Annotated in this window: 24 protein-coding genes; 10 read left to right on the forward strand and 14 right to left on the reverse strand. The window is 65.0% G+C overall.

The window, feature by feature from the left end; genetic code table 11:
• Positions 1 to 72: 72 nt before the first annotated feature.
• Positions 73 to 2,019, reverse strand: coding sequence for an OPT family oligopeptide transporter (locus tag ACP7C5_RS10060; protein WP_426264130.1), 1,947 nt, complete (start codon positions 2,017 to 2,019; stop codon positions 73 to 75).
• A gap of 122 nt (positions 2,020 to 2,141) precedes the next feature.
• Between ACP7C5_RS10060 and ACP7C5_RS10065 the strand changes: the two genes are divergently transcribed.
• From ACP7C5_RS10065 to ACP7C5_RS10080, 4 genes are all read left to right on the forward strand, one after another.
• Positions 2,142 to 2,588, forward strand: a complete 447-nt coding sequence (locus ACP7C5_RS10065) for a MarR family winged helix-turn-helix transcriptional regulator (RefSeq protein ID WP_354287987.1) — start codon at positions 2,142 to 2,144, stop codon at positions 2,586 to 2,588.
• Positions 2,589 to 2,660: 72 nt separating this feature from the next.
• The gene (locus ACP7C5_RS10070) at positions 2,661 to 3,491 is read left to right on the forward strand and encodes a diacylglycerol/lipid kinase family protein (protein ID WP_426264131.1); all 831 of its coding nucleotides are present in this window, start codon (positions 2,661 to 2,663) and stop codon (positions 3,489 to 3,491) included.
• Positions 3,488 to 4,255 carry a metallophosphoesterase family protein gene (locus ACP7C5_RS10075; protein ID WP_426264132.1) on the forward strand — a complete coding sequence of 256 codons (768 nt, stop codon included), beginning with the start codon at positions 3,488 to 3,490 and terminating at the stop codon, positions 4,253 to 4,255. The genes ACP7C5_RS10070 and ACP7C5_RS10075 overlap by 4 nt, the downstream gene beginning before the upstream one ends.
• A gap of 53 nt (positions 4,256 to 4,308) precedes the next feature.
• Positions 4,309 to 5,571 (forward strand): dipeptidase, encoded by a 1,263-nt coding sequence (locus ACP7C5_RS10080; RefSeq protein WP_426264133.1) that lies wholly within the window; start codon positions 4,309 to 4,311, stop codon positions 5,569 to 5,571.
• 11 nt (positions 5,572 to 5,582) lie between these two features.
• Here the strand turns inward: ACP7C5_RS10080 and ACP7C5_RS10085 are convergent, their stop codons facing one another.
• From ACP7C5_RS10085 to ACP7C5_RS10105, 5 genes are all read right to left on the reverse strand, one after another.
• Entirely contained in the window at positions 5,583 to 6,857 is a 1,275-nt protein-coding gene (locus ACP7C5_RS10085; protein ID WP_133186620.1) for a sensor histidine kinase, read from the reverse strand.
• Between the two features lie 173 nt (positions 6,858 to 7,030).
• Positions 7,031 to 7,591: a 30S ribosomal protein S9 gene (rpsI, locus tag ACP7C5_RS10090; protein WP_133186622.1), complete on the reverse strand. Its 561-nt coding sequence runs from the start codon at positions 7,589 to 7,591 to the stop codon at positions 7,031 to 7,033.
• Positions 7,591 to 8,070: a 50S ribosomal protein L13 gene (gene rplM, locus ACP7C5_RS10095; RefSeq protein ID WP_010185350.1), complete on the reverse strand. Its 480-nt coding sequence runs from the start codon at positions 8,068 to 8,070 to the stop codon at positions 7,591 to 7,593. The genes rpsI and rplM overlap by 1 nt, the downstream gene beginning before the upstream one ends.
• A 151-nt stretch (positions 8,071 to 8,221) precedes the next feature.
• The gene (locus ACP7C5_RS10100; RefSeq protein WP_426264134.1) at positions 8,222 to 9,259 is read right to left on the reverse strand and encodes a COX15/CtaA family protein; all 1,038 of its coding nucleotides are present in this window, start codon (positions 9,257 to 9,259) and stop codon (positions 8,222 to 8,224) included.
• 63 nt (positions 9,260 to 9,322) lie between these two features.
• Positions 9,323 to 9,907 (reverse strand): hypothetical protein, encoded by a 585-nt coding sequence (locus ACP7C5_RS10105; RefSeq protein ID WP_354287992.1) that lies wholly within the window; start codon positions 9,905 to 9,907, stop codon positions 9,323 to 9,325.
• 139 nt (positions 9,908 to 10,046) lie between these two features.
• On the opposite strand from ACP7C5_RS10105, the gene ACP7C5_RS10110 reads away from it, so the two are divergent.
• The gene (locus ACP7C5_RS10110; RefSeq protein WP_133186628.1) at positions 10,047 to 10,439 is read left to right on the forward strand and encodes a MerC domain-containing protein; all 393 of its coding nucleotides are present in this window, start codon (positions 10,047 to 10,049) and stop codon (positions 10,437 to 10,439) included.
• 53 nt (positions 10,440 to 10,492) lie between these two features.
• On the forward strand, positions 10,493 to 10,951 hold the full coding sequence (locus ACP7C5_RS10115; protein ID WP_426264135.1) for a Fur family transcriptional regulator: 459 nt from the start codon (positions 10,493 to 10,495) through the stop codon (positions 10,949 to 10,951).
• 7 nt (positions 10,952 to 10,958) lie between these two features.
• Here ACP7C5_RS10115 and ACP7C5_RS10120 read toward each other — a convergent pair whose 3' ends face one another.
• Positions 10,959 to 11,498: a GNAT family N-acetyltransferase gene (locus ACP7C5_RS10120; protein ID WP_426264136.1), complete on the reverse strand. Its 540-nt coding sequence runs from the start codon at positions 11,496 to 11,498 to the stop codon at positions 10,959 to 10,961.
• 117 nt (positions 11,499 to 11,615) lie between these two features.
• Here ACP7C5_RS10120 and dxs point away from each other — a divergent pair, with 117 nt between their 5' ends.
• The 3 genes from dxs (at position 11,616) to ACP7C5_RS10135 (ending at position 15,221) form a co-directional block, all read left to right on the forward strand.
• Positions 11,616 to 13,541 carry a 1-deoxy-D-xylulose-5-phosphate synthase gene (gene dxs, locus ACP7C5_RS10125; RefSeq protein ID WP_426264137.1) on the forward strand — a complete coding sequence of 642 codons (1,926 nt, stop codon included), beginning with the start codon at positions 11,616 to 11,618 and terminating at the stop codon, positions 13,539 to 13,541.
• Between the two features lie 605 nt (positions 13,542 to 14,146).
• Complete coding sequence (locus ACP7C5_RS10130; protein WP_426264138.1) at positions 14,147 to 14,845, forward strand: DUF6629 family protein; 699 nt, start codon at positions 14,147 to 14,149, stop codon at positions 14,843 to 14,845.
• Between the two features lie 202 nt (positions 14,846 to 15,047).
• Positions 15,048 to 15,221, forward strand: coding sequence for a hypothetical protein (locus ACP7C5_RS10135; protein ID WP_426264139.1), 174 nt, complete (start codon positions 15,048 to 15,050; stop codon positions 15,219 to 15,221).
• 51 nt (positions 15,222 to 15,272) lie between these two features.
• On the opposite strand, the gene ACP7C5_RS10140 is transcribed toward ACP7C5_RS10135, so the two are convergent.
• The 5 genes from ACP7C5_RS10140 to ACP7C5_RS10160 all read right to left on the reverse strand — a co-directional run bounded on the left by ACP7C5_RS10140 (position 15,273) and on the right by ACP7C5_RS10160 (position 18,070).
• A complete protein-coding gene (locus ACP7C5_RS10140) occupies positions 15,273 to 15,767 on the reverse strand; it encodes a DUF2442 domain-containing protein (RefSeq protein WP_426264140.1) in 495 nt (164 codons plus the stop codon).
• Between the two features lie 121 nt (positions 15,768 to 15,888).
• Positions 15,889 to 16,164 carry a hypothetical protein gene (locus ACP7C5_RS10145; RefSeq protein ID WP_426264141.1) on the reverse strand — a complete coding sequence of 92 codons (276 nt, stop codon included), beginning with the start codon at positions 16,162 to 16,164 and terminating at the stop codon, positions 15,889 to 15,891.
• Between the two features lie 26 nt (positions 16,165 to 16,190).
• Positions 16,191 to 16,655 (reverse strand): hypothetical protein, encoded by a 465-nt coding sequence (locus ACP7C5_RS10150; RefSeq protein WP_426264142.1) that lies wholly within the window; start codon positions 16,653 to 16,655, stop codon positions 16,191 to 16,193.
• Between the two features lie 93 nt (positions 16,656 to 16,748).
• The gene (locus tag ACP7C5_RS10155) at positions 16,749 to 17,813 is read right to left on the reverse strand and encodes a ribonucleotide-diphosphate reductase subunit beta (protein ID WP_426264143.1); all 1,065 of its coding nucleotides are present in this window, start codon (positions 17,811 to 17,813) and stop codon (positions 16,749 to 16,751) included.
• A 56-nt stretch (positions 17,814 to 17,869) separates the two neighbouring features.
• A complete protein-coding gene (locus ACP7C5_RS10160) occupies positions 17,870 to 18,070 on the reverse strand; it encodes a hypothetical protein (protein ID WP_426264144.1) in 201 nt (66 codons plus the stop codon).
• A gap of 133 nt (positions 18,071 to 18,203) precedes the next feature.
• On the opposite strand from ACP7C5_RS10160, the gene ACP7C5_RS10165 reads away from it, so the two are divergent.
• On the forward strand, positions 18,204 to 18,464 hold the full coding sequence (locus ACP7C5_RS10165) for a DUF2171 domain-containing protein (protein WP_133186647.1): 261 nt from the start codon (positions 18,204 to 18,206) through the stop codon (positions 18,462 to 18,464).
• 68 nt (positions 18,465 to 18,532) lie between these two features.
• Here the strand turns inward: ACP7C5_RS10165 and ACP7C5_RS10170 are convergent, their stop codons facing one another.
• On the reverse strand, positions 18,533 to 19,018 hold the full coding sequence (locus tag ACP7C5_RS10170; protein WP_426264145.1) for an endonuclease domain-containing protein: 486 nt from the start codon (positions 19,016 to 19,018) through the stop codon (positions 18,533 to 18,535).
• A gap of 64 nt (positions 19,019 to 19,082) precedes the next feature.
• Entirely contained in the window at positions 19,083 to 21,035 is a 1,953-nt protein-coding gene (locus ACP7C5_RS10175; RefSeq protein ID WP_426264146.1) for a ribonucleoside-diphosphate reductase subunit alpha, read from the reverse strand.
• Positions 21,036 to 21,085: the final 50 nt, after the last annotated feature.

Here is a 21,085-nt window from a genome sequence, read left to right on the forward strand (position 1 = left end):
TAGGGCAGTTCGTGTTCTGCCCTCACCCGACCTCGCTGCGATCGGCCACCCTCTCCCAAAGCGAGAGGGATTTCAGCGTGTTGCCGCCACCGCGCGGCGATACAGCATCGCCGCGATCGCGAAGAACAAGAGCGTCCCCCCGATCAACGCCTCGGTCTCGTGGCCCGACATCAGCTTGAGCGGCGCATCGCTGCCGCTCAGCCACACGACCAGCGCGAACACCACGCCCCACAGGCTTTCGCCGACGATCATGCCCGTCGCGGTCAGCGTCCCCATCCGCTCGGCAATCTCAGGGTTCGCGCTGCGGTGTGCCCAACGGTTGTAGAACCAGCCGAACACCGAGCCGAGCACGGTCGGCAGGATCACCGCCATCGGCAGGTAGATGCCGAGCGCGACGCCGAGCGGCGGCAGGCGCAACAGCCGGAGCCGACCGAGCAGCTCGTCGAGCGCGATCAGCGCGACGCCCGCAGCGACGCCGTAGCCGAGCATCGTCCAGTTCGCATCGCCCGACAACACACCCTTCGCCAGCGCCGAGATCAGCCCCGCCTGTGGCGCCGCAAGCGCGTTCGGCCCAGCGCCGGGGACGCCGACGAACCCCATCCCGCTGTTGAGCACGTTGAGCACCGGCGGAATGATCAGCGATCCGAACACAACGCCGATCACGAGCGCGACCTGCTGCTTCCACGGCGTCGCGCCGACGAGCTGGCCGGTCTTGAGGTCCTGCAGATTGTCGTTCGAGATCGTCGCGACACCAAACACGATACCGGTGACGATCAGCGCATAGGCGATCAGCGCGCGCGTCGTGTCGGCGCCGGGATTCTGCCCGAACAGCCCGACGAGCATCAGCGACGATCCGATCACCGCGAGGATACCGATCCCCGACACGGGCGAGTTCGACGCCCCGATCAGCCCCGCCATATAGCCGCACACCGCCGCGATCATCAGCCCCGCGACAAGCACGAACACGAGCGCCCCAGCGATCAGCAGGAATGCCGAGCCGACGAGCGCGCCGCCCGCGATCACGTCCCACAACAGCCAGCCGATCGGCAGCAGCGTCAGCAGCGCGACGAGCGCGACCCAGGCGATCGGCAAATCGCGTTCCTCGAGCGCGAGCGTCTCGCCCTTGCCGCGCGCGGCGCTGGCGGCGAGTGCTGAGCGCACGCCACCGATCACGGGGCCGGCGATCTTGACCAGGGTCCAGATCGCCGAAATGCCGATCACGCCCGCGCCGAAGAAGCGCACGTCGCCCTTCCACACGGTGTTGACCCAGTCGGCGATGTCGCTCGGCGCGGGATGCGCCGCGGTCAGCATCGGCACGAGCACGAACCAACCGATCACGAGCCCGAGCGCCATCGCCGCGCCGACCGAGATGCCGACGAGATGCCCGACGCCGATCAGCGCGAACGACAGGCTGCCCGAGATCCCCGTTGCGCCCGCGCCGACGCGGAAGCTGGTTGCGGCGGTATCGGTAATGATCTTGGTCTGCGTGAAGATCGCGAAAGCCGCCGAGGCGATGCTGTTCCAGATCAAAACGAGCAATCCTTGGCGGGCTTCGGCCTCGCCCTCGCGCGATCCGGCGCCGATCTGGAGCACTTCGGCGGCGGCGACACCCTCGGGATAGGGCAGGTCGGTATCGACGACGAGCGCACGCCGCAACGGCACCGAGAACATGACGCCGAGGATCCCGCCGGTCATCGTGATTGCGGCGGTCTGGACATAGGGGAAGTCCTGCCACCAGCCGATCATCACCAGCCCCGGCAGCACAAAGATGATCGCGGCGAGTGTGCCCGCTGCACTGGCGACCGTCTGGACAATGTTGTTCTCGAGGATCGTCGATCCCTTGAACAGCTTGAGGATCGCCATCGAGATCACCGCGGCGGGAATCGAGGTCGCGAAGGTCAGCCCGACCTTGAGCCCGAGATAGACGTTGGCGGCGGTGAACAGCAGCGTGATGAGCCCGCCAAGCAGCACGCCGCGCAGCGTGAGTTCGGCGATCGGGGCGGGACGAGAGTCAGTCATCGCCCCATCTCGCACAAGCGACGCCCTGAACGACAGCGCTTTTTGCGCGGGATATCGCGCGGCGCCCAGGACGGATCGAGGAAACGCTGGATATTTTGAGCATGCTTATTATACCGCGTGCCATGCAAGATTCGATCGCCTTCATGATCAGTGACGTTTCGCGACTGATGCGCCGTCGCTTCGACGAGCGCGCGCGCGCGATTGGCGTGACGCGGACGCAGTGGCGCGTGCTGAAGTTTCTTCAGCGAGGCGAGGGGATCAATCAGGGCGGGCTGGCCGAAATGCTCGAGGTCGAGCCGATCACCGCGTGCCGGATGATCGACCGGCTCGAGGAAGCCGGGTTGGTCGAGCGGCGCCGCGACCCGAGCGACCGGCGCGCGTGGCAAATCTACCTGACCGAGCGCGCGCGGCCTTTGCTCGACGATCTCGGGCATCTTGCCGACGAAATGCTCGGCAGTGCGCTGGCGGGGGTCTCGGATGCCGAGCAGGCGCTCGTAATCGCGACCTTGCAACAGATCCGGGCCAATTTGTCCGATGCACAGCCTGCGAAGGACGCTGCCAACGCGTAATTGCCGCGCGAAGTCGCGTTTTTTTCCGTTGCGCAGGCGTCACTTCTGGCCGCGCTGTGCGTTGAGCGCGCCATGCAGAGACTGTGGTTCATCACCAATATCAAATCGGGCACCGCGACCCCCGCCAAGGCCGATGCCATCGCGGCGTCGTTCGCCGGGGAGGGGCTGACGCTGGTCGGACGCACCGCTTTCCCGAGCGACCCCTTGCCGACCGCCGAATCGCTCGATGCGGCTGACGTCGACACAGCAGTGCTGTTCGCGGGGGACGGGACGATCAATGCGGCGGTCAGTGCGCTGGCGGAATGGCGCGGCGCAGTGTTGATCCTGCCCGGCGGCACGATGAACCTGCTCGCCAAGATGCTCCACGGCTCGACCGATCCTGCGGCGATCGTCACCGCGGCGATCGCCCATGGTCGCAAGATCGCGCTTCCGGTGGTCGACCTGCCGGAGCATCGCGCGCTGGTCGGGCTGATCCTTGGGCCGGCCGCCACCTGGGTCCGCGCGCGCGAGCTGGTGCGGGCGGGGCGGTTGCGGGGATTGGGTCGCGCCCTGCGCCAGGCGTGGCGACGGACTTTCGGTCACGGCATCCGGCTCGACGGCGTGCCTGGCCTCAAGCACGGCGCGCAAGCGGTGTTGGTGCGGGCAGAGCCAGGGCGGCTCGATATCGCGGCGATCGACGCGCGCGATTTTCGCGCGCTGACGCGGCTCGGCTGGGAATGGGTGACCGGCGACTGGGTCGAGGCGTCCGAGGTCACGCAATGCCATGCCGAGCAGTTCCGGACACGCGGCGACAAGCCGGCGCTTGCGCTGGTGGACGGCGAACCGGTGATGCTCGAACCCGGCAGCACGATCCGGCTCGGCACCACGCGCGAGCTCTTCATTACGACCAAGAAGGACGCGTGATGCGGCTGTTCCATGTCAGCGACGTGCATTTCGGGCGCGAGGATGCGGCAGCGGTCGCCTGGTTCGGGGGGCTGGTCAAGGCCGAGCAGCCCGACGCGGTGATCATGACGGGCGACCTGACGATGCGCGCACGGCGCCGCGAGTTCTCCGCCGGGCTCGCGTGGTTGCAGGGGCTCGGCGTGCCGGTGACGGTCGAGGTCGGCAATCACGATTTGCCCTATTTCAACCCGATCGACCGGTTCTTCCGGCCTTATCGGCGGATGCGCAAGATCGAGCGGATGGTCGAGCAGCCGCTCGACTTGCCCGGCGTCGCGATCGTCCCGCTCGTGACGACGGCGCGCGCGCAATGGCGGCTCAACTGGTCGAAGGGCAAGGTGAGCCGCGGCGCGCTCGATCGCACGCTCGCGTTGCTGGCTCAGGTGCCTGCGGGAAAGCTGGTCTTCATCGCCTGTCATCATCCGCTGGTCGAACCCGAGACGCGGATGTCGGCGCAGACGCATAACGGCGCGGCTGCGCTTCGGGCGCTGGCCGACGCCGGCGCGGATGCGGTGCTGACCGGACATGTCCATGATCCGTTCGACATTGCGCATAGCGTCGATGGCACCGTGGTGCGGATGATCGGCGCGGGAACGCTGTCCGAACGCACGCGCACGACGCCGCCCTCGTTCAACGAAATCCGCATCGCCGACGGGCGTTTCGACGTGCTGCTGCGGACGATGACGCCGGCGCCCGATCGTCCGCTCGAGCGGGAACGCGCGGAATAAGCGCTGCATGCCGAAGGGCTTGTAACGCCGCCGTTGCGCGATACGCTGGCGTAATGAAAACAGCTCTCCTGCTCGCGTCGCTCCTGCTCGCCACAGCACCCGCTTATGCAGCGCCGTCCGACATCGACGCTCGCGTCGCGCGCGTGCTGAAAGACACGCCGCTGATCGACGGGCATAACGACTGGGCCGAGACGCTCGTCGGCCGCGCCGGCGACGCGCGCTGGACGCTCGATCTGACGACGCTCGACCCGGCCAAATACGACACCGACATCACGCGGCTGCGCAAGGGCGGCGTCGGCGGGCAATTCTGGTCGGTCTATGTCGATGCCAACTTGCCCGGGCCGCAGCAGGTCGAAGCGACGTTCGAGCAGATCGGGCTGATGCAGCAGATCTTCGCTCGCTATCCGACCGTGTTCGAGGCCGCGACCACCGCTGCCGACGTCCGGCGGATCCAGGCGAAGGGCCGGATCGCGTCGCTTCTCGGGGTCGAGGGCGGGGGGCAGATCGACGGGAGGTTCGCCGTGCTGCGCGCCTATCGCCAGCTCGGCGCATCCTATCTCACGCTGACGCATTCGCGGACGATCGCCTGGGCCGATTCGGCGACCGACGATCCGAAGCATGGCGGTCTGACCAAGTTCGGCGAGGCGGTGGTGCACGAACTCAACCGGCTCGGCATGCTGGTCGATCTCAGCCACGTCAACGAAGCGACGATGCGCGCCGCGCTGCGCGTGTCGAGCGCACCGGTGATCTTCTCGCATTCGAGCGCACGCGCGCTGTGCGATCATCCGCGCAACGTGTCCGACGCCGTGCTCAAGCTGCTCGCCGCCAATGGCGGGATCGTGATGGTCAATTTCGCGCCGAGCTACGTCTCGGAGCAGCGCCGACTATGGGAGGCGGCGCACAATGGCGAGATCGCCAGCTACAACGCGCCGCCGTTCGGCGGGCTCTATATCGGCCAACCCGACAAGGCCAAGGCGGCGCTGGCGGCGTGGGAGCTGGCGCACCCCAAGCCAGCGGTGACGCTGACGATGGTCGCCGACCATATCGACCATATCGCCAAGGTGGCGGGGATCGACCATGTCGGGATCGGATCCGATTTCGATGGGCTTAGCGAATTGCCGCAAGGGCTCGACGGCGTCGAAACCTATCCCGCCTTGCTCGCCGAACTGGCGCGGCGTGGGTGGAGCGACCGCGATCTCGCCAAGCTGGCGGGCGGCAACATCATGCGCGTGATGGCGGGCGCCGAGCGCGCCGCACTCGCGCTCAAGGGCGAGCCCGCGGCGACCGCGACGATCGCGCAACTCGACGGGACGTAAACGCGCCGGTCTCAGCCGTGCGCGGGCTTCGCCGGAAAGGTGATGGCGAACCACGCCCCCCCATCGGATCCGGCGTCGATCACGCCGTCGAGACTGCGCACCAGCGTCCGGATCAGCTGCATACCCAGGCTCGTCGATGATCGGCTCGTCAGGTCGAACGCCTCGGGCAACCCCTTGCCGAAATCGCGCACGGTCACGACGATCGCGCTGTCCTGCGCCTTCGCGGTGACGACAACGCGCCCCCCGGCATCGCCATAGGCATATTTGGCGGCATTGGTGACAAGCTCGGTGAGCAGCAGACCGACCGCGACGGCCTGGTCGGCATGAAGCGAGATGTCGTCGGCGCTGCACTCCAGCGTGACGGTGGCGAGCTGCGTCGAAAGGCTCGCGCACAGATCCTTGATCAGCGCGGGGATCTCGATCCGTCCGGTATCCTGGCGCCACAATTGATCGTGCGTCCGGGCGATCGCGATAACGTGGCCCGACGCCTCGTTTAGCGCGCTCGAGACTTCGGGGAGCGGATTGCTGCGGGATTGCAGATGGAGGATGCTCGACAGCATCGTCAGGCTGTTCTTGACGCGATGGCTCGCCTCGCGGACGAGCACCTTCTGGTAATCGATCGCTTCGGCGAGGCGGCGCTCGCCCTCCTGTCGGTCCATCGCGACGCCGAGCAAATTGGCGAAGCCCTGGAGGAAAGCGATATCGGCGGCCTCGAACTGGCCGGCGCTCGGGCTGTCGACCTCAAGCACGCCCCACGGGCCCGCGGTGGTCGAGATCAGCACGTTGATCGCGCGGCGTACGCCGTGTTCGACCATGATCTTCGGCGTGCGGAAGCGCTCCTCGCCCTCGAGATGGTTCGAGATGACGGGCGTGCCGTTCTGATAGGCGAAGCCCGCGGGGGACTTATCGTCGGCGGCGAGGCTGACCTTGCCGATCACCCCGGCGCGCCACCCCACGCCCGCGCGGAAGATCAAGTCGTGCTGTTCGGCGCGGTACTCGAGCACTTTGCACAGGCTGGTCTGCATCCCGTCGGCGGCCATTTCGGCAGCCTTGGCGAGCAGCGCTTCATTGTCGCGGCATTGCAGCGCGAACAGCCCGAAATCGGACAGGATCGCCTGTTGCTGCAAGCGGTAACCGAGCAGCGACCCGGCGCCGACCTGTTCGATCGCCTCGGCAAACGATGTCGGCTCGTTCGATGCGCAGTCGGTCGTCTCGACCACGTCGTCCGATGGCCCGTCGAGCAAGGCGGTCTGGTTGGTCGCCTGCGGCGCGCGATCGTCGGTCAAACCCGGACTTCCCTTTGTCGTTTTTTCTGGTGCTGTTGCGTATTTCGGCATGGCAGCGTGGCAATGCAAGATCGCGCCCAAGCGGCTCGCGGTATGCCGAGCAGGTCGACCAGAACCGAAAAGGGCGGCCCGTTGCCGGACCGCCCCTTTGCGTACTACAGTTTCGTGGAAGCTTAGCGCTTCGAGAACTGGAAGCTACGACGGGCCTTCGCCTTGCCGTACTTCTTACGCTCGACCGTGCGGCTGTCGCGGGTCAGGAACCCGGCTGCCTTGACGGGCGCACGCAGGATCGGCTCGAAACGAGTCAGCGCCTGGCTGATACCATGCTTGACCGCGCCGGCCTGGCCCGAGAGGCCACCGCCCTTGACGGTGCAGACGACGTCATACGCGCCATCACGCTCGGTCACGCCGAACGGCTGGTTGATGACGAGACGCAGCGTCGGACGTGCGAAATACACTTCCTGGTCGCGGCCGTTGATCGTGATCTTGCCGGTGCCGGGCTTGATCCAGACGCGTGCGACGGCGTCCTTACGACGGCCGGTCGCATAGGCGCGGCCGTACTGGTCGAGGATCTGCTCGCGCAGCGGCATCGGCTCGTGCGTCGGCGCTGCGGGGGCAGCAACGTAATCTTCGCCGGTGGCAGGCGCGGTCGTTGCAGCGGCAGGCGCTGCAACCGGTGCCGGCGTGTTGGTCAGGCCGGCGAGATCGGCGAGGGACTGGCGGTTGTCGGACATCAGTTGCCCACCTTGTTCTTGCGGTTCATGCTGCCGATGTCGAGGACTTCGGGGTTCTGCGCTTCGTGCGGATGCTCGGTACCAGCGAAGACGCGCAGGTTGCGCAGCTGGGCGCGACCCAGCGGCCCGCGCGGGATCATCCGCTCGATGGCCTTTTCGATGATCCGCTCGGGGAAACGACCCTCGAGGATCTTGCCGGCCGCGACGCCCTTGATGCCGCCGGCATAACCCGTGTGACGGTAGTAGATCTTGTCCTTGAGCTTGTTGCCCGTGAACCGCACCTTGTCCGCGTTGATGATGATGACATTGTCACCGCAATCGACGTGCGGGGTGAAGCTCGGCTTATGCTTACCGCGCAGGATGTTCGCGATGATCGACGCCATACGGCCGACGACCAGACCGTCGGCATCGACGATGATCCATTTCTTCTCCACCTCATGCGGCAATGCCGGTTTGGTGGTCTTCATCAGCGCCTTCATGGGGCTTGTGACCTTTACATGCTAAAATGACAGATGCCGCCCCTTCGAGGGCGGCACCGTTGGAAGCGCTATTGCTGCTTGGCCTTGCGAAAGTCAAGCAAAGTGCGGGTTTGCTGACGGGTATTCTGATACCGGAGCGCTTTGCGGAGGGTCAGATCGCGCGGCGGCCGACGGCATGCGCCGCGGCGGCGGTCGCAATCACGAGCAAGGCGGCATTGGCCTGGTGTGCGACCGCGACGGCGATCTCGACCCCGCTCAGCAACGTCACGATGCCAAGCACGATCTGCGCACAGACCAGGCCGATCAGCGCCAGCCCAAGGCGCGGCGCGCCGGCGCGGCGGGCGCGCGCGGCGAGCATCATCACGCCGAACGCGACGGCGAAGGCGAGCCAGCGATGGACGAACTGGACGACGATCGGGTTGTCGAACAGGTTGCGCCACAGCGGATCGGTAAACGGCGTTGCCATCGGGAAGATCACGTCGCCCATCAACGGCCAGCTCGAAAAGGCGTAGCCGGCGCGCAGGCCAGCGGTCAGCGCGCCGAACAGGATCTGCGCGAACAGCAGCACGATCGCGATCGCCGGGATCAGCCGCAACTGGGCAGGGCGTGCAAGCCGGTTGTCGGCGAGCGCGCGCAGATCGAGGGCGGTCCACACCATGCCGGCGAGCGTGAACAAGGCGGTGAGCAAATGCGTCGCGAGCCAGCCCGGCGCGACCTCGGTCCGTCCACTGAGCCCCGAGCGGACCATGAGCCAGCCGAACGTGCCCTGAAGCGCGATCAGCGAGAACAAAGCGACGAGCCGCACCAGATACCCGCGCGGGATCCGCCGCCGGACCGCGAACCACACCAGCGGCACGAGAAAGGCGAGGCCGATCACGCGGCCAAGCATGCGGTGGAGATATTCCCAAAAGAAGATCGCCTTGAACCCGGCGAGCGTCATCCCCTGGTTGAAGGCCTCGTATTGCGGGATCGTGCGGTAATTGGCGAATTCGGCCTGCCACTGCGCATCTGTTATCGGGGGAATGCTGCCGCTGAGCGGTTTCCATGACGTGATCGACAGCCCCGATTCGGTCAGCCGCGTGATCCCGCCGATCACGACGATCGCGACGATCAGCGCGGCCACGACGAACAGCCAGGTGGAGAGCGTCCGCGGGCGGACGGTGGAGGGGAGCGAAGACGCCTGGAGCATCGTGCGACCTTACGCGGTTGTCGGCGGCGCGTCGATTGGACAAACTGCCGCGGGGGCGGGCGGTTATCCGGGCTGGTGTCGATAGCCCTCGAGTTGCTTCGCTTGATCGACCAGCGGCGGGACATTGGTCGCCTGGCGCAGCGCATCGGACAGCAGCTCGCGCTGGTACGGCTCCTGCGTCCAGGCGTGTCCCGGCGCGCGCTGGAATTGCGTGCCATAGATTTGCGGCTGACCGATCCGTTGAAGATAGCGGTCGAGCGTCGCCGCGGCGATCCACACCGCCTCGGGTTTGCCGCGGGCGGTTGCGACCACCGCGAGCGTATGCGCCTTGAGGAAATCCGCTGGCGTCTCGCCATGCTGGAACAGATAGGCCGCGTGATAGAAATCGTCCCCGCTGTGCAGGGCGCCCGTGTCGAGCAGCACCTGCGTCCGCGCCCGCCGGGCGCGATCCGCTGGCCACAGCACCTTCCAGTCGATCGTGGCGGGGGTGTCGCGCGCCTTTTGGTCTGCGTCGAACAGCGCGGTCATCTCTGGGTTGCTGGCGGGTTGCGCTACGGGCGCGGGCCGCGTGGCGGGTTCGGCCGGGGCGGGGGAGGCCGCCGACGCGGGGGTCGCCCACAGCATCAGGCCGACGATAGCGCAGCGCATTTCCACTCCCGACCCCAAGCAGTTCAGGCACCATCATGCGATGCGGCATGACAGCACGCCAGTCCGACGAAAGGCCACCACAAAAAATCGTCGATGATATGTTGTAACCTGACCCTCGACATGCCACATGGCGTCCAGCATGACGACTCTCGCCCACACCCCCGCAATCCGCTGGATCGAACAGCGGTTCGACACGATGGCGATCGGGCTGTCGGGGCTGTGCATGGTGCATTGCATCGCGAGCTCGGTGTTCATCGCGCTGGCCTCGACTGCGGGCGGGCTGCTGCTCAACCCGCTGTTCCACGAGATCGGGCTGACGATCGCGATCGGCTTCGGCGTGTTTGCGCTTGGGCGCGGGATCTTCACGCACGGCTATATGATGCCGGCTGTGGTCGGCTCGGCCGGGCTCGGCACGATGGCGGGCGCGATCTCCTTGCCGCATGACGGATCGGGGATGGAGACGGTGTGGACGCTGATCGGCGTGGCGACGCTCGCACTCGGCCACGACCTGAACCGCCGCGCCGCCAACTGACCCTCCTGAGTCGCGCCGTTGCGGGGAGGGCCCGCACCGCCTATCTCGGCCGCATGGCCACACATCATCATGCCGAGCCGCAAGGCGCCGATCTCGCCGTCGCCGCGCGGGCGACGCTCGAACGCTCGGGCGAGCAATGGACCGCGATGCGCGCGCAAATCTTCCGCGCGCTCGCTGGGTTCGACAAGCCGGCATCGGCCTATGACATCGCCGAGGCGGTCTCCAAGGCCGAGGGGCGTCGCGTCGCCGCCAACAGCGTGTACCGCATCCTCGACCTGTTCGTCGGTGCCAATCTGGCGCGGCGAGTCGAGAGCTCGAACGCCTATATCGCCAACGCGCACCCCGATTGTCTCCACGACTGCATCTTCCTGGTGTGCGACAGCTGCGGGCAGACGACGCACCTCGATGACGACCGTATCACCAAGGGCGTGCGCTCGGCGGCGGAAGCGGCGGGATTCTCGCCGGTGCGGCCGGTGATCGAAGTCCGCGGCAAGTGCGCCGACTGTGGCTGAGCCGCGCTCAGCCAAGATCCTTTCCCATGCGTAACCCCGGCACAGGCGTGCCGCGCTCCGCCATCTTGGCGACGCGCTCGATCTCCTGATAGCCCGCGGCGCGATAGAGCGGCTCGCCCGACAGCGTCGCCATCAGCTCGACCCGCGTGAAGCCAGCGCCCCGCGCAGCCGCTTCGCATAGGCCGAGCACCAAGCGGCCAATACCACGGCGCACGAAGCCGGGGTCGGTGTACATCGCGCGAATCCGGCCAGGCTCGCTTGCGGGATCGAGCGTGCGCGCATCGCGCGGCGCGGCGCCGGCATTGCCGCCGTAGAGCGTCGCGCGGTAGCTCCAGCCGCCGCAGCCCGCGAGTTGGCCGTCCTGCTCGACCACGAAATAGGTGCGGTCGGCGATCAATTGCGTGTCGAGTCCCATGCTCAACCGGCTTGCGGCGATCTCATCGGGTGACAGGAAACCGTGCTGCAGCTCGGCGATCGCGCGCTCCATCAACGCGGCGATCGCCGGGATGTCGGCCTCGGCAGCAAGGCGATGGCTAAGCGCGGTCATGGCATTTCCCCCGGTACGATCGGCGCGATGTGATGCCGCGACGCACGGCGCGTCAAGAATGTGCGCAGCGCAATCGAGGTAATCGACAGGCGGATTGCACCACGCTAAGCAGGCCGGATGGTCGATATTCTCCAAACGCCGCTGCTCGACACGGTGAACATTCCCGCCGATCTTCGGACGCTTGCCCCCACCCAGCTTCGCCAGCTTGCCGACGAGCTCCGCCAGGAGACGATCGCCGCCGTCGGCGTAACAGGTGGCCACCTGGGCTCGGGGCTCGGCGTGGTCGAGCTGACGGTTGCGATTCACTATGTGTTCGACACGCCCAACGACAAGCTCGTCTGGGACGTCGGGCATCAATGCTATCCGCACAAGATCCTCACCGGCCGGCGTGACCGGATCCGGACGCTGCGCATGGGCGGGGGCCTGTCGGGCTTCACCAAGCGCTCCGAGAGCGAATACGACCCGTTCGGCGCGGCGCACAGCTCGACCTCGATTTCGGCCGCGCTCGGCTTCGGCGTCGCCAACAAGATCGCCGACAAGCCCGGCAAGGGCATTGCGGTGATCGGCGACGGCGCGATGTCTGCCGGCATGGCCTATGAGGCGATGAACAACGCCGCCCAAGCCGGCAACCGGCTGGTCGTGATCCTCAACGACAACGACATGTCGATCGCCCCGCCCGTCGGCGGGCTGTCGGCCTATCTCAGCCGCATCGTGTCGAGCCGCGAGTTCCTCGGCTTCCGCGATCTGGCGCGCAAACTCGCCAAGCGGCTGCCGAAGCCGATCGCGACGGGCATGCGCAAGACCGAGGAATTCGCCCGCGGCATGGCGATGGGCGGCACCTTGTTCGAGGAGCTCGGCTTCTATTATGTCGGCCCGATCGACGGGCATAACCTCGACCAGCTGATCCCCGTGCTCGAGAATGTCCGCGATGCCGAGGAGGGCCCGATCCTCGTCCATGTCGTGACCAAGAAGGGCAAGGGCTATGCCCCGGCCGAGGCCGCGGCGGACAAGTATCACGGCGTCCAGAAGTTCGACGTCATCTCGGGCGTGCAGACCAAGGCGCCCCCGGGTCCGCCGCAGTATCAGAACGTGTTCGGCGCGCAGCTTTCGAAGGAAGCCGAAACCGATCCGCGGATCTGCGCGATCACCGCGGCGATGCCGTCGGGCACCGGGCTCGACGCCTTTGCCAAGGCGCATCCCGAGCGCTTCTTCGACGTCGGCATCGCCGAGCAGCACGCCGTCACCTTCGCCGCGGGCCTCGCCGCGCAGGGGATGCGGCCGTTCTGCGCGATCTATTCGACCTTCCTGCAGCGCGCCTATGACCAGGTCGTCCACGACGTCTGCATCCAGAACCTGCCGGTGCGCTTCGCGATCGACCGCGCTGGCCTGGTCGGGGCCGATGGCGCGACGCATGCCGGGTCGTTCGACCTGGCCTATCTCGCCACGCTGCCCAACATGGTGGTGATGGCGCCGGCCGACGAAGCCGAGCTGGTCCATATGACGCACACCGCGATCCTCCACGACAGCGGGCCGATCGCGGTGCGCTATCCACGCGGCAACGGCACCGGCGTCGCGCTTCCCGCGGTTGCCGAGGCGCTCGAGATCGGCAAGGGGCGGATCGTGCGGCAGGGGCACAAGGTCGCGATCCTGTCGCTCGGCACGCGGCTCGAAGAGGCGATGCGCGCGGCCGAGGCGCTCGAGGCGAAGGGGCTGTCGACGACGGTCGCCGATCTGCGCTTCGCCAAGCCGCTCGACGAGGAGCTGATCCGCAAGCTGCTGACGACGCACGAAGTCGCGGTGACGATCGAGGAAGGCGCGGTCGGGGGCTTGGGCGCACACGTGCTGACCTTCGCCAGCGACTCGGGGCTGATCGACGCGGGGCTCAAGCTGCGCACGATGCGGCTGCCCGACACGTTCCAGGACCAGGACAAGCCCGAGCTGCAATATGCCCAGGCCGGGCTCGATGCCGAGGCGATCGTCGAGACCGTGCTGAAAGCGCTGCGGCACAATTCGAGCAGCGTCGTCGAGGGCGCGCGCGCCTGAATGGCGCGGCGGCGGATCCCCGCGGTGGTGGGGATACGTCGGCGGGTGGGGTGCTGCGTCGCTCCTGCGGACGGTGCGACGAACCGAGTGGGCAATTGACTCGATTGACCCCTGGACGGTGAGTCTTCGATCGCGATCGTTTCCGTTTTTGTGATGATCGCGGGCAGACATCCCATCCCGTCGCCCCGGCGAAGGCCGGGGCCGCTCTGTGGTGGCGCCGACGGATCCATGCGCGCGAGAGCGACGCGGCCCCGGCCTTCGCCGGGGCGACGGGATAGGGTCTTGGTGTGCGTGAGGATCGGCATGACCGGCTCTCTGAGATCTGAGACGTGCCCTATATAACCTAATTGTTTCGTGTAGGACAGCGGTTTGTAGCGGTGGCGGTTCGATCGGTGATCGGGTGTGGAACGCGGGCGTGGCCGGCAGCATCGCCGCGGCGGAGGGCGAGGTCGATCGGCGGCGGCGGCTTCGCGCGCCGAGCGCGCACCCGCGACGGGCCCGGTCGCTGCCGGGGGTCGCGTCGCGGCCGCCGCGAAATCCTGCTGGCATTCCACGGCGTTGCGCCCCAGAGCGGACGTCTCTCCTGCTCGTGAAGGTCTGCGCGCATGTGCTTTTCGGCCACCGCCAGTTTTACCGCGTCGGCGGTCCTCGGGGTGGTCGGCGTCGCGACGCTACGGCATGTCCGCGAGCCGCGCGCGCTGCTCTTCGCGTGCGTGCCGCTGCTGTTCGCGGTGCACCAGTTCTCCGAAGGGATGGTGTGGCTCGCGCTCGAGGGGCGGCTCGGGGCCACGGCAGTCGACCATAGCGTGTTCCTCTTCACGCTCTATGCGATCGGGATCCTGCCGCTGCTGATGCCCGTCGCGGTGGTGCTGATGGAGCCGCCGGGGTGGCGGCGGCGCGCGATCCTTGGCCTGTGCGGCGTGGGGGCGGTGGTGTTCGCATGGGACATGACCGGCCTCGTCGTCGCGCCGACCTGCGCGGTGATCGAGCAGCATTCGATCACCTATACCAACCCGATCACCAGCCAGATGTGGGTGTCGCTGCTCTACATCCTCGCGACGTGCGGGGCGCTGCTGCTGTCGACGCACCGCGTGGTGCGGGGGTACGGGCTGCTCAACGTGATCGGGCTGACGATCGTGCATCTGGTCAAGGGCTATGCGTTCGCGTCGGTGTGGTGCTTCTATGCCGCGGTGCTGAGCGTGGTGCTGTATCGGCAGTTCAACCGGCAGGACATCGATGTGGCGACCCCCAATGGGACGAGCGCGCCGCGGCGGCCGTTTGTTTTGTCGTGGTTGCGGGGGTGAGGGGCGTTTGATCCTCCCCCGCCATGGGGAGGTGGCGCGTATGCGCCGGAGGGGGAGGTAAGAGGGCCCTCTCTTGCAGAGGACACCGCTTCCGCCCCCTCCGTCGGCCTACGGCCCCCACCTCCCCCTAGCGGGGGAGGATTGGGCTCGTGGCGCAAGCGGCGATTTTTCATGATGCGCAAACGGTGATACACTCGCGCGCATGAAGCCGACCGCGATCCCCGCCGAGAAGGTCTCCGAGCAAGCTGGCGAGCCCGACCCCGGCTATGCTGCCCGGGAGCGTGCGAAGATCGAGCGCGGACTGGCACAAACCCGCGATCGTGCGGCGATGATCCCGGTCGAGCAGGTGTGGCGCGACCTCAAGCTTGAAGGTTAACCTCACGCCGCAGGCGCGGGACGATCTGGTCGCGATCCGCCTCGCGCGCCTCTAAGCGTTATCTTGCTCCTGCCATTCGGGCTGCCCAGCGGCCCAGATGCGTGCAACGCGTCGTCGCGTATCTTCGACCTCTTTTAGAAAAGGCTTCCAAGTTCGGGCAACCTCTTCAGCACGACGCAAGTGCGATCGCTGCAGTTCGAGGGATTGGCGCCATATCTCTTCGGTCTGCCACTTGGTCTCCACGACAATCTCCAGACGCTCGAGTGTGGCGGATAGAAAGCGACGAAGGTCAGGCCGCCAGGTTCTTCGGGAGCATCGTCCGGTCGCCCCTGCCGGCGAGCAGGCCGGCGATGGAAATGTCTTCGTCGAGCGTTTCCCAATGCAGGCCGTATTGGCTGATCTGCACTGTGCCGCGATCGGCCGGCTGGCATCGAACAGCCGCGGAAACCAAGCGAGCGGCACGCCGAGCGTGCGGCCGTCGTCGAACTCGACCCACATTTGGTCGGCATCGAAGCGGACTTCGGTAGCCTTAGGCGAAATAGTCATGCCATGCGCTTTCGATCTCGGCGCTGAGATCGGCTACGATTCGGCCGAGCACCACGAGTGTCGGCGAGTTCGTAGTCGGCAGTAAGGTGGATGCCTGAGGCTATATCAGGGAAACTAAACTTTAAGAAGCATCAATTTCTTTCTTTCGATCGAAATAAACGTCAACAGCGGTCATCATGTTCTTGTTTGGCTTTGTAGATTTTAGTATTTCCTTGATATCTTCTAAAGATAAATCGCCCAAAGAAGCAAGTGAATAGCCAAAACTACCAACCCTCTTTATTGTCATTCCGCATGGTGAAAAATAGGATATTGTCGAAAGACACCCGGCAATGTATTGTTGCCATGCTTCCGTTTCAAAGGCAGATTGAACTTCGAACTCGATGGATGTCTCGCTCATCTTTTGAATAGCATATATGGCAACCGTTAAGCCTGCAGTAGACTTGTCCTTATTATTGGTCGCTGCCCCATTTTTCCATTTAAATTACTAGAATTTACTATTCTGTCGGTCAACAGTCCTTTTTCGATCTTGTTTTCTACGGCATCAAATCTCGGAGAAAGACTTGAAATCTCTGTCGAAACGCGATCGGCTAAGGTAGTTAAAAAGTTTGAAGCATCTTCTAATTTAGCGGATGACTGAGACGTGTTTTGAACTGATGACTGCAAAGAGCCAACCATTTCGGAAAATGATTGATTTGAAAACATTGAATAAAATATAGCGATAATAGCCAAAATTATCGAAGCTATGGAACTGGCGAAGGATATATAATCTCGCAGAAATGATCCATTCGGAACTAACAGCAATAAAGCGGTGATAATTAATACGAGGATAGATATTATCCAAAACGCATGAACCGCGCCGTGAATTCTGAAGTGTTCTGCAATACCCATCTTGGCTTCCTAATCTTTCCGCCCACGGCGATCTGTGCCGTGGGCGTGGCTCAAGGTGGGGATTAGATTACGCTAATCCCCGGCCGGCGCGACTTACTCCGCGGCCACGCCAGCGCGCGAGAACATATCCCCCGCCTCACCAGCATCCTCATTCGCCACCGGAACCCCAACACCCGCCTTCGCCTTCTGGCGCTTGTCGAACCCGTCCCACACTTCGTTCCAATTGCCGCGCGTCGCCGCCTTCGAATATTCCGTCGCGCGCTGTTCGAAGAAGTTGGCGTGCTCGACGCCGTTGAGCATCGGCGCGAGCCAGGGGAGGGGGTGTTCGTCGATCATGTAGATCGGCTTCATGCCCAGCTGCCCAAGGCGCCAGTCGGCGATGTAGCGGATGTACTTCTTGATTTCCTTGGGGGTCATGCCGTTGACCGGGCCCATTTCGAACGCGAGATCGATGAAATTGTCCTCGAGCCGGACGGTGTGCTGGCACATGTCGGCAATGTCGTCGCGCACCGACTTGGTCATGCAGTTGCGCTCGGCGCAGAAGGCGTGGAACAGCTTGATGATGCCCTCGCAGTGGAGGCTCTCGTCGCGGATCGACCAGGTGACGATCTGCCCCATGCCCTTCATCTTGTTGAAGCGCGGGAAGTTCATCAGCATGGCGAAGCTGGCGAAGAGCTGCAGCCCCTCGGTGAAGCCGCCGAACATCGCGAGCGTCTTGGCGATGTCCTCGTCATTGTCGACGCCGAAGGTCTGCAGGTAGTCGTGCTTGTCCTTCATCTCGCTATATTCGAGGAAGGCGCCATATTCGCTCTCGGGCATGCCGATCGTGTCGAGCAGATGGCTGTACGCGGCGATGTGCACCGTTTCCATGTTGCTGAACGCCGCCAGCATCATCTTGATCTCGGTCGGCTTGAAGATGCGGCCGTATTTCTCGTGATAGCAATCCTGCACCTCGACATCGGCCTGGGTGAAGAAGCGGAAGATCTGCGTCAGCAGGTTGCGCTCATGGTCGCTGAGCTTCTGCGCCCAGTCGCGGCAATCCTCGCCCAAGGGCACTTCCTCGGGCATCCAGTGGATCTGCTGCTGGCGCTTCCAGAAATCGAACGCCCAGGGGTATTCGAACGGCTTGTACTGCTTGCGGGCTTCGGTGAGGGACATGCGGTTTACTCCGGGACTGTATCTGGGGATGGGTTAAAACTGGGGGTGAAACTGGGTCATGCGGCGACGCTCCAGCGCCACATCGCGCTCGCCGACATCAGCAGCACGATGCCGAGCGACATCGCCATGATGCCGATCATGCGGAAGGCGTAGACCTTGCCGGGCGCGCTCGGCCGGGTGAGCGACAGCAGCAGGCCGGCGCCTATAGCCGTGAACAGCGCGGCGACCGCGTACATGATGCCGATCGACAGGCTCATCGCTGGTCCCCGATCGGGCGGACCGCATGGAAGGCGTTGCGGATGCGTAATGATGGGATCATGCTGTGCCTCGTGCATCCAATGCCCCAACGGCGCGTTGGGGGATCGCAATCATAGCACAGGAGCTACCATCATGGTCGACGCATCGCAGATCAAAGAACATGCCGAAGTCATCGGCGCCGACGGCGTCCATGTCGGCACCGTCGACCATGTCGAGGGCGGCCGCATCAAGCTGACCAAGAAGGACTCGGGCGCGCAGGTCAACGAGGGCTCGGGGTCGCACGAAGGGCATCACCATTACATCTCGCTCGGCTTGGTCGCCGATGTCGAAGACGGCAAGGTGCGGCTCTCGGCAAACGGCGATGTCGCCGTGACCTTCGAAGAAGAGAAATAAGCTAAAAGTCCCTCTCCCTTTGGGAGAGGGTGGCCGAGCGTAGCGAGGTCGGGTGAGGGCAGTGCGGGTCATTCCGCGCTGCCCTTTCCGTATGCGATGTCCTCACCCTTCCCACGCGGCTGCGCCGCGCGGGCCCAGTTTTGGGTGAGCAGCGCCCCGCGCTGTTCAGGACATGCCGGGGGCATGTCCGACCCAAAACTCCTCTCCCGAAGGGAGAGGGAGATGGACGCGATCACGCCGTCGGTATTTTTCATCACATCGGTGTTGGTGAAGCGCAGCACGTGAAACCCTTCCGCTTCGATCATCTTGGTTCGGCCTGCATCGCGCGTCTCGCGATCGGCATGCGTGTCGCCATCGACCTCGATCACAAGCTTTGCCGAAAAGCACAGGATGTCGGTGTAGAATGGCCCTACCGGCGCTTGATGGCGCCATTTCAGCGTCAGGAAGCTCTCGCGCAGCGCCCGTAACAGCCGGCGTTCCGGCTCGGGTGCATCGCGCCGCAATTGCCGCGCGCGCGGAACGGTACCGACTGGCTGACGTGCATAGAGCCGCATCCTGTCCTCACCCTTCCGCGGCTGCGCCGCTCCCTCCCTCTCCCACCGGGAGAGGGAATTTAGCTCACTGGCACGCCAGACACTCGTCGTAATCGGTCGTTTCGAACTCGTATTGCGGCTTCTCGATCGTGTTGTCGTTCTCGACCCCGCCGGCGAACCCAGCGCGCTGGATGCTCTTCGAGCGCAGATAGTAAAGCGACTTCACGCCGAGCTCCCACGCGCGGAAGTGGAGCATCAGCAAGTCCCACTTTTCGACGTCGGCGGGGATGAACAGGTTGAGCGAGGTCGACTGATCGATGAACGGCGTACGGTCGGCCTGTAGCTCGATCAGCCAGCGCTGGTCGATCTCGAAGCTCGTCTTGTAGCAGTCCTTCTCGTCCTGGCTGAGGAAATCGAGATGCTGGACCGAACCGCCCTGCTCGAGGATCGAATTCCAGATCGCGTCCGAGTTCTTGGACTTCTCGATCAGCAATTTCTCGAGATACGGATTCTTGATCGAGAACGAGCCCGACAGCGTCTTGTGCGTGTAGATGTTCGCCGGGATCGGCTCGATGCACGCCGAGGTGCCGCCGCAGATGATCGAGATCGACGCGGTCGGCGCGATCGCCATCTTGCAGCTGAACCGCTCCATCACGCCCATGTCGGCGGCGTCGGGGCAGGGGCCGCGCTCCATCGCGAGGTGCATCGAGGCTTCGTCGACTTGGCCCTTGATGTGCTTGAACATCCGCAGGTTCCACGACTTGGCCATCGCGCCCTCGAAGGGCAGGCCGCGCGCCTGGAGGAAGCTGTGATAGCCCATCACGCCGAGGCCGACCGACCGCTCGCGCATCGCCGAATAGGCGGCGCGCTCCATGCCGGGTTCGGCGCGGTCGATGAAATCCTGCAGGACGTTGTCGAGGAAGCGCATCACGTCCTCGATAAAGCCCTTCTCGTCCTTCCACTGGTCCCACGTCTCGAGGTTGAGCGAGGACAGGCAGCAGACGGCAGTGCGGTCGTTGCCGAGATGGTCCTTGCCGGTCGGCAGCGTGATTTCCGAGCACAGGTTCGAGGTCGAGACCTTGAGCCCCAAGTCGCGGTGATGCTTGGGCATGCCCTTGTTCACGTGATCGGCGAAAACGATGTACGGCTCGCCGGTGGCAAGCCGCGTCTCGACGAGCTTCTGGAACAGGCCGCGCGCATCGACCGTCGCGCGGACCGAGCCGTCCTTCGGGCTCGTCAGGTTCCACTCTTCGCCCGCGCGCACCGCTTCCATGAAGGCGTCGGTGATCAGCACGCCGTGATGGAGGTTGAGCGCCTTGCGGTTGAAATCGCCCGAGGGCTTACGGATTTCGAGGAACTCCTCGATCTCGGGGTGCGAGATGTCGAGATAGCAGGCGGCCGACCCGCGGCGCAGCGAGCCTTGCGAGATGGCGAGCGTCAGCGAATCCATCACGCGGACGAACGGGATGATGCCCGAGGTCTTGCCGTTGAGGCCGACCGGCTCGCCGATGCCGCGGACATTGCCCCAATAGGTACCGATGCCGCCGCCGCGCGAGGCGAGCCAGACATTCTCGTTCCAGGTGTCGACGATGCCGCCGAGGCTGTCGGGCACCGAATTGAGGAAGCACGAGATCGGCAGTCCGCGCCCGGTGCCGCCGTTCGACAGAACGGGCGTTGCGGGCATGAACCACAGCTTCGAGATATAGCCGTAGAGGCGCTGGGCGTGTGCGCCGTCATCGGCATAAGCCGAGGCGACACGCACGAACAGATCCTGGAAGGTCTCGCCCGGGAGCAGATAGCGGTCGCGCAGCGTGTCCTTGCCGAAATCGGTCAGCAGCGCATCGCGCGAATGATCGACCTCGACCGGATAGAGCTGGACGTGGATCTCCTTCGAATCGCCCCGCGCGGCGAGCTTGCGATCGGCGGTGCCGCGACCGTCCTTGGCGGCGTCGTCGGCGGGTGCCGCAGCGGCGGCGAGCGCCTCGATCATATCGGTGGCCATGTCGGTACTCACTTCCCCGGTATCCCGAAAATCCATGTTTCGCGTCCCTGTAAACTCGTTCAAAATCGTGTCGACCGGGACCGCCT

Origin of the sequence: Sphingomonas sp. PWP1-2, assembly GCF_049898305.1 — a bacterium.
Lineage (GTDB): Bacteria > Pseudomonadota > Alphaproteobacteria > Sphingomonadales > Sphingomonadaceae > Sphingomonas > Sphingomonas glacialis.

What these genes read in the sequence shown, in the direction of transcription:
- ACP7C5_RS10060 (WP_426264130.1), bottom strand. Translation starts at nt 2,019, where the DNA reads ATGACTGACTCTCGTCCCGCCCCGATCGCCGAACTCACGCTGCGCGGC.
- ACP7C5_RS10065 (WP_354287987.1), top strand. Translation starts at nt 2,142, where the DNA reads ATGCAAGATTCGATCGCCTTCATGATCAGTGACGTTTCGCGACTGATG.
- ACP7C5_RS10070 (WP_426264131.1), top strand. Translation starts at nt 2,661, where the DNA reads ATGCAGAGACTGTGGTTCATCACCAATATCAAATCGGGCACCGCGACC.
- ACP7C5_RS10080 (WP_426264133.1), top strand. Translation starts at nt 4,309, where the DNA reads ATGAAAACAGCTCTCCTGCTCGCGTCGCTCCTGCTCGCCACAGCACCC.
- rpsI (WP_133186622.1), bottom strand. Translation starts at nt 7,591, where the DNA reads ATGTCCGACAACCGCCAGTCCCTCGCCGATCTCGCCGGCCTGACCAAC.
- rplM (WP_010185350.1), bottom strand. Translation starts at nt 8,070, where the DNA reads ATGAAGGCGCTGATGAAGACCACCAAACCGGCATTGCCGCATGAGGTG.
- ACP7C5_RS10100 (WP_426264134.1), bottom strand. Translation starts at nt 9,259, where the DNA reads ATGCTCCAGGCGTCTTCGCTCCCCTCCACCGTCCGCCCGCGGACGCTC.
- ACP7C5_RS10105 (WP_354287992.1), bottom strand. Translation starts at nt 9,907, where the DNA reads ATGCGCTGCGCTATCGTCGGCCTGATGCTGTGGGCGACCCCCGCGTCG.
- ACP7C5_RS10110 (WP_133186628.1), top strand. Translation starts at nt 10,047, where the DNA reads ATGACGACTCTCGCCCACACCCCCGCAATCCGCTGGATCGAACAGCGG.
- ACP7C5_RS10115 (WP_426264135.1), top strand. Translation starts at nt 10,493, where the DNA reads ATGGCCACACATCATCATGCCGAGCCGCAAGGCGCCGATCTCGCCGTC.
- ACP7C5_RS10120 (WP_426264136.1), bottom strand. Translation starts at nt 11,498, where the DNA reads ATGACCGCGCTTAGCCATCGCCTTGCTGCCGAGGCCGACATCCCGGCG.
- dxs (WP_426264137.1), top strand. Translation starts at nt 11,616, where the DNA reads ATGGTCGATATTCTCCAAACGCCGCTGCTCGACACGGTGAACATTCCC.
- ACP7C5_RS10130 (WP_426264138.1), top strand. Translation starts at nt 14,147, where the DNA reads ATGTGCTTTTCGGCCACCGCCAGTTTTACCGCGTCGGCGGTCCTCGGG.
- ACP7C5_RS10135 (WP_426264139.1), top strand. Translation starts at nt 15,048, where the DNA reads ATGAAGCCGACCGCGATCCCCGCCGAGAAGGTCTCCGAGCAAGCTGGC.
- ACP7C5_RS10140 (WP_426264140.1), bottom strand. Translation starts at nt 15,767, where the DNA reads ATGACTATTTCGCCTAAGGCTACCGAAGTCCGCTTCGATGCCGACCAA.
- ACP7C5_RS10145 (WP_426264141.1), bottom strand. Translation starts at nt 16,164, where the DNA reads ATGAGCGAGACATCCATCGAGTTCGAAGTTCAATCTGCCTTTGAAACG.
- ACP7C5_RS10150 (WP_426264142.1), bottom strand. Translation starts at nt 16,655, where the DNA reads ATGGGTATTGCAGAACACTTCAGAATTCACGGCGCGGTTCATGCGTTT.
- ACP7C5_RS10155 (WP_426264143.1), bottom strand. Translation starts at nt 17,813, where the DNA reads ATGTCCCTCACCGAAGCCCGCAAGCAGTACAAGCCGTTCGAATACCCC.
- ACP7C5_RS10160 (WP_426264144.1), bottom strand. Translation starts at nt 18,070, where the DNA reads ATGAGCCTGTCGATCGGCATCATGTACGCGGTCGCCGCGCTGTTCACG.
- ACP7C5_RS10165 (WP_133186647.1), top strand. Translation starts at nt 18,204, where the DNA reads ATGGTCGACGCATCGCAGATCAAAGAACATGCCGAAGTCATCGGCGCC.
- ACP7C5_RS10170 (WP_426264145.1), bottom strand. Translation starts at nt 19,018, where the DNA reads ATGCGGCTCTATGCACGTCAGCCAGTCGGTACCGTTCCGCGCGCGCGG.
- ACP7C5_RS10175 (WP_426264146.1), bottom strand. Translation starts at nt 21,035, where the DNA reads ATGGATTTTCGGGATACCGGGGAAGTGAGTACCGACATGGCCACCGAT.